This is a genomic window from Sphingomonas tabacisoli (genome assembly GCF_042678385.1).
Classification (GTDB): domain Bacteria; phylum Pseudomonadota; class Alphaproteobacteria; order Sphingomonadales; family Sphingomonadaceae; genus Sphingomonas_B; species Sphingomonas_B tabacisoli.
Map to the genome: position 1 here is coordinate 181,220 of NZ_JBHUDY010000001.1, position 16,781 is coordinate 198,000.

Sequence of the window (16,781 nt, forward strand, 5' to 3'; positions counted from 1 at the left end):
AATACCTAGATCGCCGGATAGCGCAGCCGTCCGATGAAGCGCGACAGGCTGGGGCGGTGCTTCGCGCGTGTCTTGAAGTCGGCTTTGAAGCGTTCGAACTGCATCACATTCTCGACGCGGCGATCGAGGAACGCGCGCGTGTCGTGCAGGTCGGCCGTTTCGTCGTCGAGCAGCGCCATCACCGTCGAGGCATAAACCGCGCCCAGGGTCATGCGCTTGGTGTAATGGTTGAAGTCGGTGGCCTTGTCGCCGGCCAGCCGCCACATCAGGTCGACCGCGCGCCAGCCCATCTTCGCGGCCGTCGCGGCATTCTGCGGCATAGCAAGGATCGCGACCGCGCGCCGCAGCGCTTCGCGGTCGGGCGCCACGGTCTCGATTCGCGCCCATACGAGCGCTGTGATCCGGTCGCGGATTTTCATTGCCGCCAGTTCCTCGGCACTGAACTTCGCGGCCATCGCGTGATCGACCGACCGAAACCAGGCGTCGATCATCTGCACTGCGCCGTCCTTGAAGGCGAGGCGGGCGATGTCGGCATCGACACCGGCTTGGCTTGCCGCAAGCGCCACCGCCTCCGGTCCCCAGCCGTCGAACGCCGCATGGGCGGGGATCAGCGGCGCCAGATGGGCGCGCACTTCGTCGAGCGTCGGGTCCGCGGACAGATCAGCCATCGCTCCCATCTAGGCGGATCGCCGCGCATCGCCAAGCGTGACACGATTCCAACGACCTGCTAGTCCATTACGCGCCATTAACGACATAAAGAGGGGCTCGTCATGGCCAAGTTCTTCTCAAATCTGAATGCGGTGCTCGTTGCCGCCGTCATCCTGCTCATCGTCGTCATCGTCGGTTTCCACCGCGATATCGCCGGTAATGACATGATGGCCTATCTGAACGGACTGTTCCGCTACCTCCATGTGCTGTTCGGCATCATGTGGATCGGCCTGCTTTATTACTTCAACTTCGTGCAGATCCCGACCATGCCGAAAGTGCCGGCCGAGCTGAAGCCGGGCGTTTCCAAATATATCGCGCCCACCGCCTTGTTCTGGTTCCGCTGGGCGGCGGCGTTTACGGTGCTGATGGGACTGGTGATCGCCGGCAGCCCGCCCGACACCTATGTCGTCGAAGCGCTGACCTTCCAGCCCGGCTACCGGCTGATCGGCCTCGGTATGTGGCTGGGCCTGATCATGGCGTTCAACGTCTGGTTCGTGATCTGGCCGAACCAGAAGCGGGCGCTGGGCATCGTCACCGTCGACGACGCATTGAAGGCGAAGTCCGCCACCACCGCGATGATGTTCTCGCGCATCAACACGATGCTCTCGATCCCCATGCTCTACTGCATGGTGACGCAGGGCGTTCTCGGCGAATAACCTGTCAGGGGGCCGGCTCTTCCTGGGCCGGCCGCCGCACCAGCACGATCGCGACGGCGACCAGGGCCGCGCCGATCCAGTCGAGCGGGGCGAGCGCCTCGCCGTACAGCGTCCAGCCGATCGCCGCCGACACGACCGGCTGCAGCAGGAAAGCGAGCCCGGTCACCAGCGGCCGGACATGGCCCATCGCATAGACCAGCAGCCCCTGCCCGATGAGCTGGCTGCCGAGCGCGAGCCCGACCAGCGGCCACCAGGCATCGGGCCAGATCGTCTCGCCGAGACCCCATGCGAAGGCGAGCAGCGGCGCGATGCCCGCGATCGTCGACAACGTCAGCACCGGCCAGGGCTGCAGCGAGCCGCGCGCCCGGTCGATCGAGATCAGGTAGAATGTGTAGAGCCCGCCCGCGAGCAGGCAGAGCAGGTCGCCGACCAGGTTCTGCGGCGATAGTTCGTAGCTGCGCCCCATCAGCAGCCCGCCGCCCAGCGCCGCGATCGCGAGCGCAAGCGCCTGCGCCCGCGAAGGCCACGCCCGCGCGGCGAGGAAGCCATAGAGCGGAAAGATCAGGCTCGCCGTGTTGCCGAGCAACGTCGCGTTGGCGAGCTTGGTCTTCAGGATGCCGAGATGCCAGCTCCCCAAATCCGCGGCGAAGAAGAAGCCGCCGAGCGCGATCAGTGTCAGCATACCCCCGCGCAATCGCCCGATCGGCTGGCGCGTGGCGCGAGTCAGCAGCAACAGCACCGGCGCGGCCAGCGCCAGCCGCCAGAAGGCCGCAGCGACGGGGCCGATATGCGCTTCGGTGCTCGCCAGCCGCACGAACAGCGGCCCGAATGCCAGCGCGACATTGCCGCCCAGCAGCGCCAGAAAGGCGAGGCTGGTTTCGCTGCGCAAAGTTTTTCTTGAAGCCGCCGGCCGGTGCATGGCGCCCCTTAGCTTCCTATTTGCCGGTTGCAAAAGGAGACCGATAACATGACGAGCCTTTTCGATCCGATACAGCTTGGCGCCGTCCGCGCGCCGAACCGCGTGCTGATGGCGCCGCTCACTCGCGCCCGCTCGAGCCGGGACCATGTGCCTTCCGATCTGATGCCGACCTATTATGCGCAGCGCGCTTCGGCCGGGCTGATCATCACCGAGGCGACCGGCATCAGCCGCGAGGGGCTCGGCTGGCCCTATGCGCCCGGCATCTGGAGCGACGAGCAGACCGAGGCGTGGAAGCCGGTCGTCCGGGCCGTGCACGGCGCCGGCGGCCGCATCTTCCTCCAGCTCTGGCACATGGGCCGGATCGTCCATCCGAGCTTCCTTGGCGGCGAGCAGCCGGTCTCGTCCTCGGCGACAACGGCGCCTGCCTATGCCCATACCTATGACGGCAAGCAGCCTTACACCGAGGCGCGGCCGCTGGAGCTGCACGAAATCCCGCGCCTGCTCGACGATTACCGCCGCGCCACGCGCAACGCGAAGGCCGCCGGCTTCGACGGCGTCCAAATCCATGCCGCCAATGGCTATCTGATCGACCAGTTCCTGCGCGAGAATTCGAACCTGCGTACCGATCGGTACGGCGGCTCGCCCGAAAACCGCATCCGCCTGCTGCGCGAGGTCGTCGAGGCCGTCGCCGGAGAGATCGGCGCCGACCGCACGGCGGTCCGCTTCTCGCCCAACGGCAACAGCCAGGGCGTCGAGGACAGCGACCCCGCGTCCGTCTTCGTCCCCGCCGCCAAGGCGCTGGACGAGATCGGCATCGCCTTCCTCGAGCTTCGCGAGCAGGGGCCCGACGGCACCTTCGGCAAGTCGGACCAGCCCAAGGTCTCGCCCGAGATCCGCCCGGTCTTCTCGCGCCCGCTGGTGCTCAACCAGGATTACGACCTGCTCCGCGCCCAGGCCGACATCGACTCGGGCCTCGCCGACGCGATCGCGTTCGGCCGCCCGTTCATCTCGAACCCCGATCTGGTCGATCGCCTCCGCACCGGCGCACCGCTCGCGCCTGACGTCATGGCAACCTGGTACAGCCAGGGCCCCGAAGGCTATATCGACTATCCGGAGCTGGCGCGCGCCGCCTAGAGCGGGGCGAACCGAACCGGCAGGCCGTCTCTCGGGCGCGGAATCGGGAAGTATTGCCACTTCTCGCCCGCGCCCGCCGGCAGCTCGATCCGGTAGCGGCTCAAGAGGTGCGCCATCAGGATGCGCACCTGCATCGTCGCGAAGTGCAAGCCCAGGCACATATGCGCGCCGCCGCCGAACGGCACCCACGCATATTTGTGCCGCCCGCGCGACGCTTCCGGCGTGAAGCGCATCGGATCGAACCGCTCCGGCTCCGGCCAGTGCTCCGGCATGTGGTGCGTGTAGCCGATGCCGATATTGACGGAGGTCCCGGCGGGAATGCGATAGCCTCCGAACTCGAAATCCTTCAGCGCCCGCCGCGGCACCGAAGGCACCGGCGGCGTCATCCTGAGCGCTTCCTTGAACGCATATTCGGTCAGCACCAGCCGGTCGAGCTGGCCGTGCGGCACGCCGTCCGCGTCGTTCAGCCCCAGCGACGCGATCTCCTCGCGCAATCGGTCCTGCCACTCCGGGTTGCGGCCGAGCAGCATCACCAGGCTGGTCGCCGACGAGGTGATCGTGTCGTGCGCCGCCATCATCAGGAAGTTCATGTGATCGGCGATCGCTTGGGGCCCAAGCGGCCGCCCGTCCTCGTCCTCGGCCCGGCAAAATTGCGAGAAGAAATCCTGTCCCTCGCTCTGCCGCCGCGCCGGAATCTCGCGCAGGAACAGCTCGATCAGATACTGCCGCGCCTTGACGCCCCGCCGCATCATCGTGCCCGGCAGCGGCGAGCGCACCGGCGAGACCGACGCCTGCACTTCGTCCACGAACGCCTTGTTGATCCGCGTCGCTTCCGCCCCGAGCGGCATGCCGAGAAAACTCTCCGCCGCCAGATCGAGGCTCAATTGCTTGATCGCGTCGTAAAAGCGCATCGGCCGGTCCGCCCAGCCGGCGACTGCGCGCGCGATGCCCCGATTCAGCTGCTCGGCATAATGCCGCATCGGCTCCGGCTTGAACGCCACCGACAGCGTCCGCCGGTCGGCGCGATGCTTGTCGAAATCCATCAGCATCAGACCGCGCGGGAACAGCAGGTTCAGCGTCGGCCCCCAGCCCTGTTCGGACGAAAAGATCTTGTCGCGGTCGAACAGCACCAGCTCGTTCGCGTCGGGTCCGACCAGGTTCACCTGCCGCCCGCCGAACGCCCGGTTGCGATAGACCGGGCCGTAGGTGTCGATCATCCGCCGCCCGAACGCCGGGGGGTCCTTCAGGATCGCGAAGGTGTTGCCGAAGATCGGCAGCCCTTCCTCGCCGGGAATGTCCGCCAGCGCCCGCTTCGGATTGCGCGGCAGCCAGTGCGGATTGGCGGCGAAGGTATGGGCGAGCGCCATGCGGGACTCCGGTCTTACTGACAGGAGTGTAGCTAAGAGCGGATGACTAAACAATCGCCGCTTCTCCCCTCCCGCTTGCGGGAGGGGTCGGGGGTGGGACCGTATCTTAGTGCCTAAAGGCCATTTCCCTCCCCTAACCCCTCCCGCTCGCGGGAGGGGAAGTTAGGCAAACCGCTCCCGCAGCGCCAGCATCGCCAGCGCCGCCTTGGCCGCTTCGCCGCCCTTGTCCTTCTCGGTCTTGCGCGCGCGCGCCAGCGCCTGGGCTTCGTTCTCGACGGTGAGGATGCCGTTGCCGATCGCGAGCCCGTCCAGCGTCAGCGCCATGATCCCGCGCGCGCTTTCGTTGGAGACGACTTCGAAATGATAGGTCTCGCCGCGGATTACCACGCCCAGCGCCACGAACGCGTCGTAGCGCCCGCTCTCCGCCGCCATCGCGATCGCCGCGGGCACTTCCAGCGCACCCGGCACGGTGACCGTCTCATGGCTGTGCCCCGCCGCCTCGACCGCGCTCCGCACGCCGTCGAGCAGCAAGTCGTTCAGATGCTCGTAAAACCGCGCCTCGACGATCAGGATATGCGCCATAACCCACTCCGTTCGGCCTGAGCTTGTCGAAGGCCTGTTCTTCTTTTCTCAGCCCTAGAAAGAAAAGCAGGGCTTCGACAAGCTCAGCCCGAACGGCAACTGGATTACCGCTTCCGAGAGCCTATTCCCCGCCCGTCCCCGGAATCGGCTGCTCGCCCACGATCGACAGGCCGTACCCTTCCAGGCCCACCAGCGTGTGGTGCGTGTTGGTCAGCAGCACCATGTCGTGCACGCCCAGCTCGGCGAGGATCTGCGCGCCGATGCCATAGTCGCGCAGTTCCTCGACCTGCGGGTCGCCGGCAACCTTGCCCTCGGCGCGAAGCTGCATGAAGCGGCTGACGATCCCCTGCATCGGCTTGTTGATCACGACGATCACGCCCGCGCCCGCCTCGCCGATCGCTTCCATCGATTTGGAGAGCAGGCCAGCGCGCTGATTGTCCTCGCCAAACACATCGACGAACATCGACATGGTGTGCATGCGCACCAGGGTTGGCTTGTTCGGATCGATCTTGCCCTTCTGCAATGCGATCAGCTCGTCGCCTGTCACCTTGTTGCGGAACGTGATCGCCTTCCAGTCGCCGCCCCAGCGGCTGTGGAATACCATTTCCGCCGCACGCTCGACCAGATGGTCGTTGCGCCGCCTATAGGCGATCAGATCGCGGATAGTGCCGATCTTGAGGTTATGGAGCTGCGCAAAGGAGACGAGGTCGTCCAGCCGCGCCATCGTCCCGTCGTCCTTCATGATCTCGCAGATCACGCCGGAGGGGTTGAGGCCGGCCAGCCGCGCCACGTCCACCGCCGCTTCGGTGTGGCCGGCGCGGACGAGCACGCCGCCGTCGCGCGCGACCAGCGGAAAGACGTGGCCGGGCGTCACGATGTCGTCCGCGCCCTTGGTGCCGTCGATCGCGACCGAGATGGTGCGCGCCCGGTCCGCTGCCGAAATGCCGGTGGTGACGCCTTCCTTCGCCTCGATGGAGACGGTGAAGGCGGTTTCGTGACGTGTGCCGTTGTTGCGGCTCATCAGGTTGAGCCCCAGCTGATCGACGCGCCGTTTCGACAGCGCCAGGCAGATCAGGCCGCGGCCATATTTGGCCATGAAGTTGATTGCATCGGGCGTCGCCATCTGCGCCGGGATGACGAGATCGCCTTCATTCTCCCGGTCCTCGTCGTCGACCAGGATGAACATGCGCCCGTTGCGCGCCTCGTCGATGATCTCGTCGGGCGAGGAGAGATAGCCGTGACGAAGCCGGCTCACTTCAGCGGCGACCATGATAATACTCCATCCGTTGGAGATAGCGGGCGAGCACGTCGATCTCGATATTGACCGCCTGGCCCTGTTCCAGCGCACCCAGCGTGGTCACCGCCTGGGTGTGCGGAATGAGGTTGATCGCGAAATGCGCGGAGCCGTCCGGCTGGTCGGCGACTTCGTTCACGGTCAGCGACACGCCGTCGATCGTGATCGATCCCTTGGGTGCGATGAACGGCGCGAGGTCGGATGCGACACGGAAACCGATCCGCTTCGAATCGCCCTGGGGCGAGACGCTCACCACTTCGGCAACGCCGTCGACATGGCCGGTAACGATATGCCCGCCCAGCTCCTCGCCAAGCTTCAGCGCGCGTTCGAGGTTCAGCGGACGGCCAGCTGTCCATTGCCCTTGCGCCGTGCGGCTGATCGTTTCGCCCGAGACGTCGACCGAAAACCAGCCCGGCCCCTTGTCCACCACGGTCAGGCACACGCCCGAACAGGCGATCGACGCGCCCAGATCGACAGTGCCCGTGTCGTATGCGGTGCGTACGACCACGCGCGTGTCGCCACGCGCTTCGACGGACTCGATCGTCCCGACGTCGGTGATGATTCCCGTGAACATGTCAGCGTTGTCGCAGGTAGGACTCAAACCGGTCGCTGCCAAGCATCCGCGCGTCCGCCAGTGTCCACCGTCCGTGCGCATCGGAAAGGTCGGAGAGGCCGATATCGCCGATCGCGCTCTTGCCCGCCCCGATCAGAATTGCCGCGCGGTACAGCAGCAGCCGGTCGACAAGGTCGGCGCGCAGGAACGCAGCCGCGGTCTCGGCGCCGCCTTCGACGAAGAGATAGTCGCAGGGGAGGGTGGTGATCTGGTCCGGATTCTCGAGTCTTATCCAATCCCGTCCATCCCGAGCGAAGTCGAGGGACCCACTGTCCTCATACCCTGCTCGAAATGAAGTGCGTGCCTCGACTTCGCTCGGCATGGACGGCTTGGAGCTGAGCACCACCCGCACCGGCCCCCGTTCCTCCAGTCCCTCCAGCCGCACGTCCAGCCGCGGCGCATCCGCGTCCCACGTCCCGCGCCCGACCAGGATCGCCTCACGCCGGCTCCGCTCCAGATGGACATGCGCCCGTGCCGCGTCGCCGGTGATCCAGCGGCTGCTGCCATCGGCCAGCGCGATCCGCCCGTCGAGCGAAGTCGCCAGCTTCAACGTGACGAACGGCCGTCCCAAGCGCTGGCGCGTGATGAATCCGGCATAGGATGCCACCGCTTCCGCCTCGCGCACGCCGCTCACGACCTCGACGCCCGCGTCGCGCAACCGCGCGAACCCACTCCCCGCCGTGCGCGGGTCGGGGTCTTCGGCCGCCGCAACCACTCGCGCCACGCCCGCCGCGACGATCAGGTCGGAACAGGCCGGCCCGCGCGGGCTCCGGTGCGCGCAGGGCTCCAGCGTCACGTACAAAGTTGCGCCGCGCGACTCCGCGCCTGCCTGCTCCAGCGCCATCGCTTCGGCGTGCGGGCGGCCGCCGGGCTGGGTCCAGCCGCGGCCGATCACGCGCCCGTCCTTCACGATCACGCAGCCGACATTGGGATTGGGCGCGGTTCGCCCCTGGCCGCGCGCGCCGAGCGCCAGCGCGGCGCCCATCCAGCGCGCGTCGTCGCTCAGAAGCCCCACCGATTGAGCGTGTCGTCGATTCGCTTAAGCGCCGCGCGGTTCTTCGCCTCCAGCTCCTTGCGCTTCGCTTCCTCGGCCGCGCGGGTCTTCTGGTCGGCCTTCTGCGCGGCGACGATCTCGGCATCGGTGCGGTTCAGCGGCCAGCTCTGCACATATTGGATGTCGCGCTCGTACGGCTTTTTCAGGTCGCGCGCGTCGATCATGAAGCCGGTGATGACGAGCAGCGTGGTGACGATCGCCAGGAAGGCGAAGATCAGCTCATGCTTCTGGCGGGAATGGAGGAAGAGACGCAGGTCTCTCAATCCGACCAGCGGGTTGTAGCGGCGAAACCGGGACATGGCGGCCAAGATAGGACGGGCAGTCCTTGCGGACCAGTCCCCCTCCACGCCTTCGTGGAGGGGTTAGGGGTGGCTCTCTTTTCAGTGCGCCAAGGAAAACCACCCCCCCCAACCCCTCCAGCAAAGGCTGGAGGGGGGCTCAGCTCCTGATCTCGAACTTGACGGTCATGGTCTTCCAGCTTTCGACCGCGACCCCGTCGCGCGTGGCGGGCCGGAAACGCCATTTCCGCAGCGCCTGCCGCTCGGTCGCGTCGGCGAACAGCGGATCGTCGGCGGACACGATCTCTGCCTGCTTCACCCGCCCATCGGCGCCGATCAGCACCCGCACCACCGCCTTGCCTTCGATGCCGGTGCGCAGAAGCTGGGGAGGATAGGGCGGCTGGTAATCGCCGGCATAGCGGGGGTCCGGCTGCGGCCCGACCGTGACTGGCTCGGGCGGCTTCGGCGGGTCGACGGGTTCGAACTTGACGGGGGGCAATCCTGGATCGCCGATGAGTCCGCCCATCTCGGTGGTGCCGGCGATCTCCGTTCGATCGACAGCGGTTGGATGCTCGTGCGGCTGCGGCGTCCACGGGTTTTGCGCCTGTGGCTGATGCGGCCGCTGCTTGGGCGGTTCGGTGTTGGGCGGCGGAGGCGGAGGGTCGACGATATTGATCAAGGGAATGGCGCCCGGGGGCACGATCTCGACATAGCCACTCTTCGCCAGCATCAGCGCCGTCACGGCGGCGATGTTGATCGAAAGCGCGGCCGCCATCGCGACCGGATGGCGTTGTTTCTGCTGAAGGAATCCGTCTGCCGTCATCGCACCGTCTCCTGTTCACCGGTCTCTATGGACCGTAAGTAAGAGGATGTTACAACATCACATCAATTGCAAGCGGCTTGTCGTTCGCCCGTCGGTCGCGCAAAGCTGGCGGGGCATGAGTCCGCATCCCGAACAGCAATATCTCGACGCAATGGCCCGGGTCTGGGCCGAAGGCAGCGAGCGGATCGACCGCACCGGAGTCGGCACGCGTTCCCTTTTCGGCGTGACGATGCGCTTCGATCTGTCGGACGGCACGGTGCCGCTGCTCACCACCAAGCGGATCTTCTGGAAGTCCGCGGTGAAGGAGCTGATCTGGTTCCTCTCGGGCGACACGAACATCCGTCCCCTGGTCGAACAGGGCGTCCATATCTGGACCGACTGGCCGCTCGACCGCTACCGCCGCGAGACCGGGGAGGCGATCGACCGTGACGCCTTCGAAACGAGATTAGTCGAAGATGCCGCCTTCGCCGAAAAGTGGGGCGATCTTGGCCCGGTCTATGGAAAACAATGGGTTAGCTGGTCCGACGGCAAGGGCAATTACTTCAATCAAATAGCCAACTTGGTCGATGGCCTCCGCAAAAACCCGGCGTCACGCCGCCACATCTTCACCGGCTGGAACGTCGCCGAACTCGATCGCATGGCCCTCCCGCCCTGCCACATGACCTACCAGTACCACGTCGCCGATGGCCGGCTTTCCGGCATCCTCTACCAGCGCAGCTGCGATCTCGGCCTCGGCTTCGGCTTCAACATTTTCGAAGCCGCCCTCCTCCTCCGCATGCTCGCCCAGCAATGCGACCTCGAACCCGGCGAGATCATCTGGATGGGCGCCGACGTTCATGTCTATCTGAACCACGAGCACCTCGTCGCAGAGCAGATCGCGCGCACCCCGCGGCCATTCCCGAAACTCGAATTCAATCGTCGGCCGGACAGCATTTTCGACTACCGGCTCGAGGATTTCGCGATTGCCGGCTACGACCCGCACCCCCACATCGCGGCTCCCGTCGCCGTTTGAGGAGAAGCCCCATGCGCTACAACAAGCTCGGCCGCACCGGCCTCTACGTCTCGGAACTCTGCCTCGGCACGATGACGTTCGGCGGGCAGGGCATGTGGACGGCGATCGGGCAGCTCGACCAGTCCGCCTCCGACGCATTGGTGAAGACGGCACTGGATGCCGGCATCAACTTCATCGACACGGCGAACGTCTATTCCGAAGGCATGTCGGAACAGATCACCGGCCAGGCGCTGCGCAACCTCGGCATCGCGCGCGACCAGGTTGTGATCGCCACCAAGGCGATGGGCCCGATGGGCAAGGGGCCGAACGACCGCGGCACCTCGCGCTATCACATCATGAACCAGGTCGAGGCCAGCCTGAAGCGCCTGGGCCTTGACCATATCGACCTCTACCAGATTCACGGCTGGGACGCGGCGACCCCGATCGAGGAGACGTTGCGCGCGCTCGATAATATCGTCCAGCGCGGACTGGTCCGTTATATCGGCGTGTCGAACTGGGCGGCCTGGACGATCATGAAGGCGCTGGGCACGTCGGAGCGTCTGAACCTTGCGCGCTTCGAGAGCCTGCAAGCCTATTACACCATCGCCGGCCGGGACCTTGAGCGCGAGATCGTGCCGATGCTGCAAAGCGAAGGCGTCGGGCTGATGGTATGGAGCCCGCTCGCCGGCGGCCTGCTGTCCGGCAAATACAGCCGCGACGACGAGAAGAGTGGGGACGGCCGCCGCGCGGCGTTCGATTTCCCGCCGGTCAATCGCGACCGCGCCTATGACGCGATTGACGTCATGAAGGCGATCGGCGACGCCAATGGCGTCTCGGTCGCGCAGGTCGCGCTCGCCTGGCTGCTCCATCAGCCGGCCGTGTCGAGCGTCATTGTCGGCGCCAAGCGGGTCGAGCAGCTCGCCGACAACATCGCTGCGACCAAGGTCGAGCTGTCGCCCGAGGACCTCGCCAAGCTCGACGCGGTCAGCAAGCTGCCGTCCGAATATCCCGGCTGGATGCTCGAGCGGCAGGGCACGTATCGCAGCCAGCAACTCGCCGCGCCGGCGCCTCCGCCCCGCACGTGAAGCCCGAAATCGTGTTCGTCATTGCCCGGGCTGAAAACGGCGTGATCGGGCGGAATGGCGATCTCCCCTGGCGCATCCCCGAGGACCTCAGGCGCTTCAAGGCGCTGACCATGGGCGCGCCGATGATCATGGGCCGCAAGACGTTCGAGAGCCTGCCGAGGCTGCTGCCCGGCCGCCGCCATATCGTGCTCACCCGCGGCGATTGGTGGGCCGAGGGCGCGGAGGTTGCGCACACGGTCGAGGAGGCGCTGGCGCTCGCCGATCGCCCGCGCGTCTCGATTGTCGGTGGCGCGGATATCTTCCGGCTATTCGAGCCGCTTGCCGACAGAATAGAGCTGACCGAGGTGCGCGGGAACGTCGAAGGCGATACCGTCGTCCCGCCCTTCGCCGGCTGGCGGGAGAAGGCTCGGGAGGATCACGATGGCTACAGTTTCGTCACCCTCGTACGCTGAGCTGCTGTCCCGCGATTTCGCCGATCATAGCGAGTTGCTCCGCGCCCATGCGGCCGAGCATCCCGACAAGCTCGCCATCGCCGACGAGGACGAACGGATTAGCTGGGGAGAGCTCGACGCGTTGGTCGAGCGGATCGCCGCGAAGCTGCAGGCCGACGGCGTCGGCAAGGGCGGAGCGGTTGCGATCGTCGGCCTCAACTCGATTGCGTATGGCGCGGTGTTTCTCGCCGCGATCCGCACCGGCGCGGCCGCGGCGCCGCTCACGACGTCTGCCACGCCCGAAGCGCTGACGGCCATGCTGATCGACAGCGGCGCGAGGCACCTGTTTGCCGATCCTGCGATCCCAATGGAGGTGCCGGCCGGCGTCGAGCGCATATCGCTGCACGATCTGAACGCCTGGCTGCCGCCGGAAGGCGCGCGCGCCGCGCCGGTCCAGGTTGCGCCCGAGGATTCGTTCAACATCATCTATTCGTCCGGCACGACCGGCACGCCCAAGGGCATCGTCCAGTCGCACCAGATGCGCTGGAACTACCTGTCGCGCGCTGCAGTGTATGGACCGGATGCGGTCGCGCTGCTGTCGACGCCCCATTACTCGAACACGACGCTGGTCAGCTTCCTGCCGTGTCTCGGCGCGGGCGGGACGGTCGTGCTGATGAAGAAGTTCGACGCCCGCCGCTTCCTCGAACTGTCGGAGCGCTACCGCGTCACCCACACGATGCTGGTGCCCGTCCAGTATCGCCGGTTGATGGCGTTGCCGGACTTCGACGATTTCGACCTGTCCAGCTACCGCGCCAAATTCTGCACCAGCGCGCCCTTCGCGGCCGAGCTGAAGCGCGACATCCTCGACCGCTGGCCCGGCGGACTCGTCGAATTCTACGGCATGACCGAAGGGGGCGCCTCATGCATGCTCGTCGCGCACGAGCATCCCGACAAGCTCCACACGGTCGGCCAGGTCGCGCCGAACAGCGAGATGAAGCTGATCGACGAGGACGGCAACGAAGTCCCGCCCGGCGGCGTCGGCGAGGTGGTCGGGCGCGGGCCGATGATGATGACCGGCTATAACGGCCGGCCAGACGCCACCCGCGCCGCCGAATGGTTCGACAAGGATGGCCGCCGTTTCATCCGACATGGCGATGTCGGCCGGTTCGACAAGGACGGCTTCATGATCCTGATGGACCGCACCAAGGACATGATCATCTCCGGCGGCTTCAACATCTATCCGAGCGACTTGGAGGCTGTGCTCGCCGCCGATCCGGGCGTCATCGAGGTGGCGGTTGTCGGCGTGCCGCACGCCGATTGGGGCGAAACGCCTGTCGGCTTCGTGGTCCTCCGGCCGGGCGCGAACAAGGATGACGTGTTGACCGCCGCCAACGGCAAGCTCGGTAAGACCCAGCGCCTCTCCGCCCTCCATGTCGTCGACCAGCTCCCGAGGAGCGCGATTGGCAAGGTGCTGAAGCGCGAGCTGCGCGACCGCCTCGCCTGACCACATGTAGGGAAACTCTCTGCCGCTTCGCCGTTTAGCCCGCAAAGAACAGGGAGAACGGTCGTGCTTCAGCCAGAACAATTCCGACCCGGCATGCGGGTGGTCACGCCGGATGGTCAGCGCATCGGCAATGTCGACGACGCCGACAAATACGGGATCAAGCTGGCGCGCGACAGCACGGCGGACGGAGAGCATCATTACGTCGCTGCCGATCTGGTCGACCGGGTCGAAGGCGACACCGTCCATCTGAACCGCCGCTCGCTGGCAGTCATGCAGGGGCATGGGCGACGTTCAGGCGCCGCGAGCCTTGATCTGCACCGGCTGTTGCCGTGGATCCTCGCCGGTCTTCTCGCCCTTATTCTGCTCGTATTGCTGCTTAAGGACCGCGACCGGTCGGCTCCCGCTCCGCAGGCGGAAGCGAGCGCGGCCCCGGCCCAGCCGGCGGTCGCGCCCGTCGCGCTTCCGAACGGCAAGACGGTCGAGCTCGCGCCCGACACGCTGCCCTATGACGTGCAGGCCTATCTCGCTTCGCAGGAGCCGGCCCCGCACACATTCAGCTTCGAGCGCATGAATTTCGACACGAGCAAAGCCGATATCCGCCGCGAAGACCGGGACGCCCTGAACAATCTCGCCCGCGTGCTCACGGCCTATCCGAACGCGCGCATTCGGATCGTAGGCTACACCGATTCGACGGGCGGCGAACTGCCCAACCAGCGGCTTGCCTATCAGCGGGCGCGCAACGTCGCCCGCGCGCTGGCCGACAAAGGCGTGGACGAGGATCGGATCGAGGCGGTCAGCGGGGGCGAAAGCAACCCGATCGGGTCGAACCAGACCGGGCAGGGCCGTTTCGAAAATCGCCGCACCGAGCTGATCGTGCTGAGCAGGTAGCCGGAGCCACTTTGATACGGCCTCTCGCGGACTTACATCGGCGCGAATGGCCGACTCCTCCCAAGAGATCATCGCCCGCATCGACGACGGCGTGGCGTCATTCGACGCGGCCGAATGGGACGCCTGTGCGGGCACTGCCAATCCGTTCGTCAGCCATGCGTTCCTGTCGATTCTAGAGCAGTCCGGCAGCGCCACGGCGCGCGCGGGCTGGCAACCGCTGCCGATCTCGGTGCAAGGCGCGGATGGTAGCCTGACCGCCGTCGCGCCTGCCTATGCGAAGAGCCACAGCCAGGGCGAGTATGTCTTCGATCACGCCTGGGCCGACGCCTATACCCGCGCAGGCGGGCGCTACTACCCGAAGCTGCAGGTAGCGGTGCCGTTCACGCCGGTGCCGGGGCCGCGGTTGTTGCTGCGCGACAAAGCGGCCGCGCCACATCTGATCGCTGCGATCGAGGCAGTGACGGAGCGAAACGATCTTTCGTCCGCGCACGTCACCTTCGTCGCGCCCGATCAGGTCGCTCTGTTCGAAGCCGCCGGATGGCTGATCCGCACCGACAGCCAATTTCATTGGCAGAATGACGGCTACGCGACCTTCGACGACTTTCTCGCGGCCTTGTCGTCTCGCAAGAGGAAGACCTTGCGCAAGGAACGCGCGGCGGCGGTGCAGGGGCTGGACATCCGCCACCTGATCGGTCGCGATCTCACTGAAGAGGTCTGGGACGCCTTTTGGGAATTCTACCAGGACACCGGCTCGCGCAAATGGGGCCGACCTTATCTGACCCGCGCTTTCTTCTCGCTGCTGGGCGAGCGGATGGGCAACCAAACGCTGCTGATCATGGCCTATCGGGATGGCGTGCCGATCGCCGGCGCGCTCAACCTGATCGGAGCCGACGCGCTTTACGGCCGCTATTGGGGCGCGGTGGAGGACGTCCCGTTCCTTCACTTCGAGCTTTGCTATTATCAGGCGATCGACGCGGCGATCGCACGCGGGCTAAAGACGGTCGAAGCCGGCGCGCAGGGCAGCCACAAGCTCGCCCGCGGCTATGTGCCCGTGCCGACCTACTCGGCGCACTATATTCCCGATCCCGGCTTCCGTGCCGCCATTGCCGATTATCTCGATCGCGAACGGGTGGCCGTGGCGCGCGAGATCGAATTCATGGGCGAAATGGCGCCGTTCAGACGCCGCTCCTAACCGTCTTGCGCCGCCAACACACCGGCACCATATGCGCGCCATGCTGAACGCTCTCTCGTTGCTGATCGGCCTGCTCGCCATTCCCTGGGTGCTGCTTGCGGTGTTGCCGCTGGTCGGCGCGTTGAACTGGCTGGTGATTCCCTGGGTGTTGCTCGGCCTGTTCTTCGGCGTGCTTTCGCGCGGGACGGCGGGGCGCAACCTGAACCTCGTCGTGCTGATCGTCGCGGTCGTGCGGCTCTGGATCGGCGGCGGACTGATTTGAGCGCCGAAGCCGAGGCGCGCAAAGGCGTCCTGTTCGGCCTTGGATGTTACCTGTGGTGGGGCTTTCTCCCCGCTTATTTCAAGCTGCTGTATGGCGTCATGCCGACCGAGGTCGTCGCGCAGCGCGTGCTTTGGTCCGTGGCGCTGCTGGTCATGCTGATAACAGTCGTGCGTCGCTGGCCGCATTTGCGCGCTGCCGCCCTCAATCCTCAGGCGATCAAAATCCTGCTGTGCTCATCGCTGCTCATCGCTGCCAACTGGCTGATCTACATCTGGGCCATCGGCGCGAACCATGTGCTCGAGACGAGTCTCGGCTATTTCCTGAACCCGTTGGTCAATGTCGTGATGGGCGTGGCCCTGTTGAAGGAACGACTGACGCGCGGGCAGGGGATTGCCGTCGCGCTTGCCGCCGCCGGCGTGTCGGTGCTGGCGCTGGGCGCCACGTCCGGCCTTTGGATCAGCCTCGCGCTCGCGCTGACTTTTGCAACCTATGGGCTGCTTCGGAAGATCGCACCTGTCGACAGCCTCGAGGGGCTGATGATCGAGACGCTGCTGCTTTCGCCGGTTGCTGCGCTCTATCTCTGGTGGTTGTCCGCGCATGGCGGCGTCGCGTTTGGCTCGGATACCCGGGTGTCAGTGCTGCTCGCACTGGGCGGTATCGTTACCGCAACGCCCTTGCTGCTGTTCGCCGCCGCCGCGCGCCGCCTGCGCTATTCGACGCTCGGCCTGCTCCAGTATCTCGCGCCGACGATCCAGTTCCTGCTCGCTGTCCTCGCTTATGGCGAGAAACTGACGACGGCGCACATCGTCTGCTTCGTGCTGATCTGGAGCGGTCTGGCGGTCTTCGCCCTCGACGGCCTCCGCCGCGCCCGCATGCCGAACGCCGTAAAGCTGGCCGCCTAGGCGAAAATGGTCGGGGAGAGAGGATTCGAACCTCCGGCCCCTGCCTCCCGAAGACAGTGCTCTACCAGGCTGAGCTACTCCCCGACCGGGACCGGGCG

Annotated in this window: 19 protein-coding genes and 1 tRNA gene; 10 read left to right on the plus strand and 10 right to left on the minus strand. The window is 66.1% G+C overall.

Features of this window, described 5'->3' with window-relative positions; all coding sequences use genetic code 11:
• Window positions 1–5: 5 nt before the first annotated feature.
• Entirely contained in the window at window positions 6–668 is a 663-nt protein-coding gene (locus ACFSCW_RS01060; protein WP_380886010.1) for a COQ9 family protein, read from the minus strand.
• A 102-nt stretch (window positions 669–770) separates the two neighbouring features.
• Between ACFSCW_RS01060 and ACFSCW_RS01065 the strand changes: the two genes are divergently transcribed.
• A complete protein-coding gene (locus ACFSCW_RS01065) occupies window positions 771–1,364 on the plus strand; it encodes a urate hydroxylase PuuD (RefSeq protein ID WP_380886012.1) in 594 nt (197 codons plus the stop codon).
• Window positions 1,365–1,368: 4 nt separating this feature from the next.
• Here ACFSCW_RS01065 and ACFSCW_RS01070 read toward each other — a convergent pair whose 3' ends face one another.
• Window positions 1,369–2,283, minus strand: a complete 915-nt coding sequence (locus tag ACFSCW_RS01070; protein WP_380886014.1) for a DMT family transporter — start codon at window positions 2,281–2,283, stop codon at window positions 1,369–1,371.
• A gap of 48 nt (window positions 2,284–2,331) precedes the next feature.
• Here ACFSCW_RS01070 and ACFSCW_RS01075 point away from each other — a divergent pair, with 48 nt between their 5' ends.
• On the plus strand, window positions 2,332–3,417 hold the full coding sequence (locus tag ACFSCW_RS01075; protein ID WP_380886016.1) for an alkene reductase: 1,086 nt from the start codon (window positions 2,332–2,334) through the stop codon (window positions 3,415–3,417).
• Here the strand turns inward: ACFSCW_RS01075 and ACFSCW_RS01080 are convergent.
• From ACFSCW_RS01080 to ACFSCW_RS01110, 7 genes are all read right to left on the minus strand, one after another.
• The gene (locus ACFSCW_RS01080) at window positions 3,414–4,784 is read right to left on the minus strand and encodes a cytochrome P450 (RefSeq protein ID WP_380886018.1); all 1,371 of its coding nucleotides are present in this window, start codon (window positions 4,782–4,784) and stop codon (window positions 3,414–3,416) included. The genes ACFSCW_RS01075 and ACFSCW_RS01080 overlap by 4 nt on opposite strands.
• A gap of 162 nt (window positions 4,785–4,946) precedes the next feature.
• Window positions 4,947–5,366 (minus strand): 6,7-dimethyl-8-ribityllumazine synthase, encoded by a 420-nt coding sequence (gene ribH, locus ACFSCW_RS01085; RefSeq protein ID WP_380886020.1) that lies wholly within the window; start codon window positions 5,364–5,366, stop codon window positions 4,947–4,949.
• Between the two features lie 121 nt (window positions 5,367–5,487).
• Window positions 5,488–6,636 carry a 3,4-dihydroxy-2-butanone-4-phosphate synthase gene (ribB, locus tag ACFSCW_RS01090; protein WP_380886022.1) on the minus strand — a complete coding sequence of 383 codons (1,149 nt, stop codon included), beginning with the start codon at window positions 6,634–6,636 and terminating at the stop codon, window positions 5,488–5,490.
• Complete coding sequence (locus ACFSCW_RS01095) at window positions 6,623–7,234, minus strand: riboflavin synthase (RefSeq protein WP_380886024.1); 612 nt, start codon at window positions 7,232–7,234, stop codon at window positions 6,623–6,625. The genes ribB and ACFSCW_RS01095 overlap by 14 nt, the downstream gene beginning before the upstream one ends.
• A gap of 1 nt (window position 7,235) precedes the next feature.
• Entirely contained in the window at window positions 7,236–8,258 is a 1,023-nt protein-coding gene (gene ribD, locus ACFSCW_RS01100) for a bifunctional diaminohydroxyphosphoribosylaminopyrimidine deaminase/5-amino-6-(5-phosphoribosylamino)uracil reductase RibD (protein ID WP_380889967.1), read from the minus strand.
• 17 nt (window positions 8,259–8,275) lie between these two features.
• Complete coding sequence (locus tag ACFSCW_RS01105) at window positions 8,276–8,626, minus strand: hypothetical protein (protein ID WP_380886025.1); 351 nt, start codon at window positions 8,624–8,626, stop codon at window positions 8,276–8,278.
• A gap of 139 nt (window positions 8,627–8,765) precedes the next feature.
• Window positions 8,766–9,428, minus strand: coding sequence for an energy transducer TonB (locus ACFSCW_RS01110; protein WP_380886027.1), 663 nt, complete (start codon window positions 9,426–9,428; stop codon window positions 8,766–8,768).
• 115 nt (window positions 9,429–9,543) lie between these two features.
• On the opposite strand from ACFSCW_RS01110, the gene thyA reads away from it, so the two are divergent.
• The 8 genes from thyA to rarD all read left to right on the plus strand — a co-directional run bounded on the left by thyA (window position 9,544) and on the right by rarD (window position 16,683).
• Window positions 9,544–10,440, plus strand: a complete 897-nt coding sequence (thyA, locus tag ACFSCW_RS01115; protein WP_380886029.1) for a thymidylate synthase — start codon at window positions 9,544–9,546, stop codon at window positions 10,438–10,440.
• 11 nt (window positions 10,441–10,451) lie between these two features.
• Complete coding sequence (locus ACFSCW_RS01120) at window positions 10,452–11,504, plus strand: aldo/keto reductase (RefSeq protein ID WP_380886031.1); 1,053 nt, start codon at window positions 10,452–10,454, stop codon at window positions 11,502–11,504.
• The gene (locus ACFSCW_RS01125) at window positions 11,501–11,956 is read left to right on the plus strand and encodes a dihydrofolate reductase (RefSeq protein ID WP_380886033.1); all 456 of its coding nucleotides are present in this window, start codon (window positions 11,501–11,503) and stop codon (window positions 11,954–11,956) included. The genes ACFSCW_RS01120 and ACFSCW_RS01125 overlap by 4 nt, the downstream gene beginning before the upstream one ends.
• Complete coding sequence (locus tag ACFSCW_RS01130; protein ID WP_380886035.1) at window positions 11,925–13,439, plus strand: class I adenylate-forming enzyme family protein; 1,515 nt, start codon at window positions 11,925–11,927, stop codon at window positions 13,437–13,439. Before ACFSCW_RS01125 ends, ACFSCW_RS01130 begins: the two co-directional genes overlap by 32 nt.
• A gap of 63 nt (window positions 13,440–13,502) precedes the next feature.
• Window positions 13,503–14,327: an OmpA family protein gene (locus ACFSCW_RS01135; protein ID WP_380886037.1), complete on the plus strand. Its 825-nt coding sequence runs from the start codon at window positions 13,503–13,505 to the stop codon at window positions 14,325–14,327.
• 46 nt (window positions 14,328–14,373) lie between these two features.
• Complete coding sequence (locus ACFSCW_RS01140) at window positions 14,374–15,519, plus strand: GNAT family N-acetyltransferase (protein WP_380886039.1); 1,146 nt, start codon at window positions 14,374–14,376, stop codon at window positions 15,517–15,519.
• A 40-nt stretch (window positions 15,520–15,559) separates the two neighbouring features.
• Window positions 15,560–15,781: a hypothetical protein gene (locus ACFSCW_RS01145; RefSeq protein WP_380886041.1), complete on the plus strand. Its 222-nt coding sequence runs from the start codon at window positions 15,560–15,562 to the stop codon at window positions 15,779–15,781.
• Window positions 15,778–16,683 (plus strand): EamA family transporter RarD, encoded by a 906-nt coding sequence (rarD, locus tag ACFSCW_RS01150; RefSeq protein ID WP_380886043.1) that lies wholly within the window; start codon window positions 15,778–15,780, stop codon window positions 16,681–16,683. Before ACFSCW_RS01145 ends, rarD begins: the two co-directional genes overlap by 4 nt.
• A gap of 7 nt (window positions 16,684–16,690) precedes the next feature.
• On the opposite strand, the gene ACFSCW_RS01155 is transcribed toward rarD, so the two are convergent.
• Window positions 16,691–16,767, minus strand: a tRNA-Pro gene (locus ACFSCW_RS01155).
• Window positions 16,768–16,781 lie beyond the last annotated feature (14 nt).

Bases quoted from the DNA above. Each gene is read 5' to 3' on its own strand.
- ACFSCW_RS01060 (WP_380886010.1), bottom strand. From the start codon at position 668: ATGGCTGATCTGTCCGCGGACCCGACGCTCGACGAAGTGCGCGCCCAT.
- ACFSCW_RS01065 (WP_380886012.1), top strand. From the start codon at position 771: ATGGCCAAGTTCTTCTCAAATCTGAATGCGGTGCTCGTTGCCGCCGTC.
- ACFSCW_RS01070 (WP_380886014.1), bottom strand. From the start codon at position 2,283: ATGCACCGGCCGGCGGCTTCAAGAAAAACTTTGCGCAGCGAAACCAGC.
- ACFSCW_RS01075 (WP_380886016.1), top strand. From the start codon at position 2,332: ATGACGAGCCTTTTCGATCCGATACAGCTTGGCGCCGTCCGCGCGCCG.
- ACFSCW_RS01080 (WP_380886018.1), bottom strand. From the start codon at position 4,784: ATGGCGCTCGCCCATACCTTCGCCGCCAATCCGCACTGGCTGCCGCGC.
- ribH (WP_380886020.1), bottom strand. From the start codon at position 5,366: ATGGCGCATATCCTGATCGTCGAGGCGCGGTTTTACGAGCATCTGAAC.
- ribB (WP_380886022.1), bottom strand. From the start codon at position 6,636: ATGGTCGCCGCTGAAGTGAGCCGGCTTCGTCACGGCTATCTCTCCTCG.
- ACFSCW_RS01095 (WP_380886024.1), bottom strand. From the start codon at position 7,234: ATGTTCACGGGAATCATCACCGACGTCGGGACGATCGAGTCCGTCGAA.
- ribD (WP_380889967.1), bottom strand. From the start codon at position 8,258: ATGGGCGCCGCGCTGGCGCTCGGCGCGCGCGGCCAGGGGCGAACCGCG.
- ACFSCW_RS01105 (WP_380886025.1), bottom strand. From the start codon at position 8,626: ATGTCCCGGTTTCGCCGCTACAACCCGCTGGTCGGATTGAGAGACCTG.
- ACFSCW_RS01110 (WP_380886027.1), bottom strand. From the start codon at position 9,428: ATGACGGCAGACGGATTCCTTCAGCAGAAACAACGCCATCCGGTCGCG.
- thyA (WP_380886029.1), top strand. From the start codon at position 9,544: ATGAGTCCGCATCCCGAACAGCAATATCTCGACGCAATGGCCCGGGTC.
- ACFSCW_RS01120 (WP_380886031.1), top strand. From the start codon at position 10,452: ATGCGCTACAACAAGCTCGGCCGCACCGGCCTCTACGTCTCGGAACTC.
- ACFSCW_RS01130 (WP_380886035.1), top strand. From the start codon at position 11,925: ATGGCTACAGTTTCGTCACCCTCGTACGCTGAGCTGCTGTCCCGCGAT.
- ACFSCW_RS01140 (WP_380886039.1), top strand. From the start codon at position 14,374: ATGGCCGACTCCTCCCAAGAGATCATCGCCCGCATCGACGACGGCGTG.
- ACFSCW_RS01145 (WP_380886041.1), top strand. From the start codon at position 15,560: ATGCTGAACGCTCTCTCGTTGCTGATCGGCCTGCTCGCCATTCCCTGG.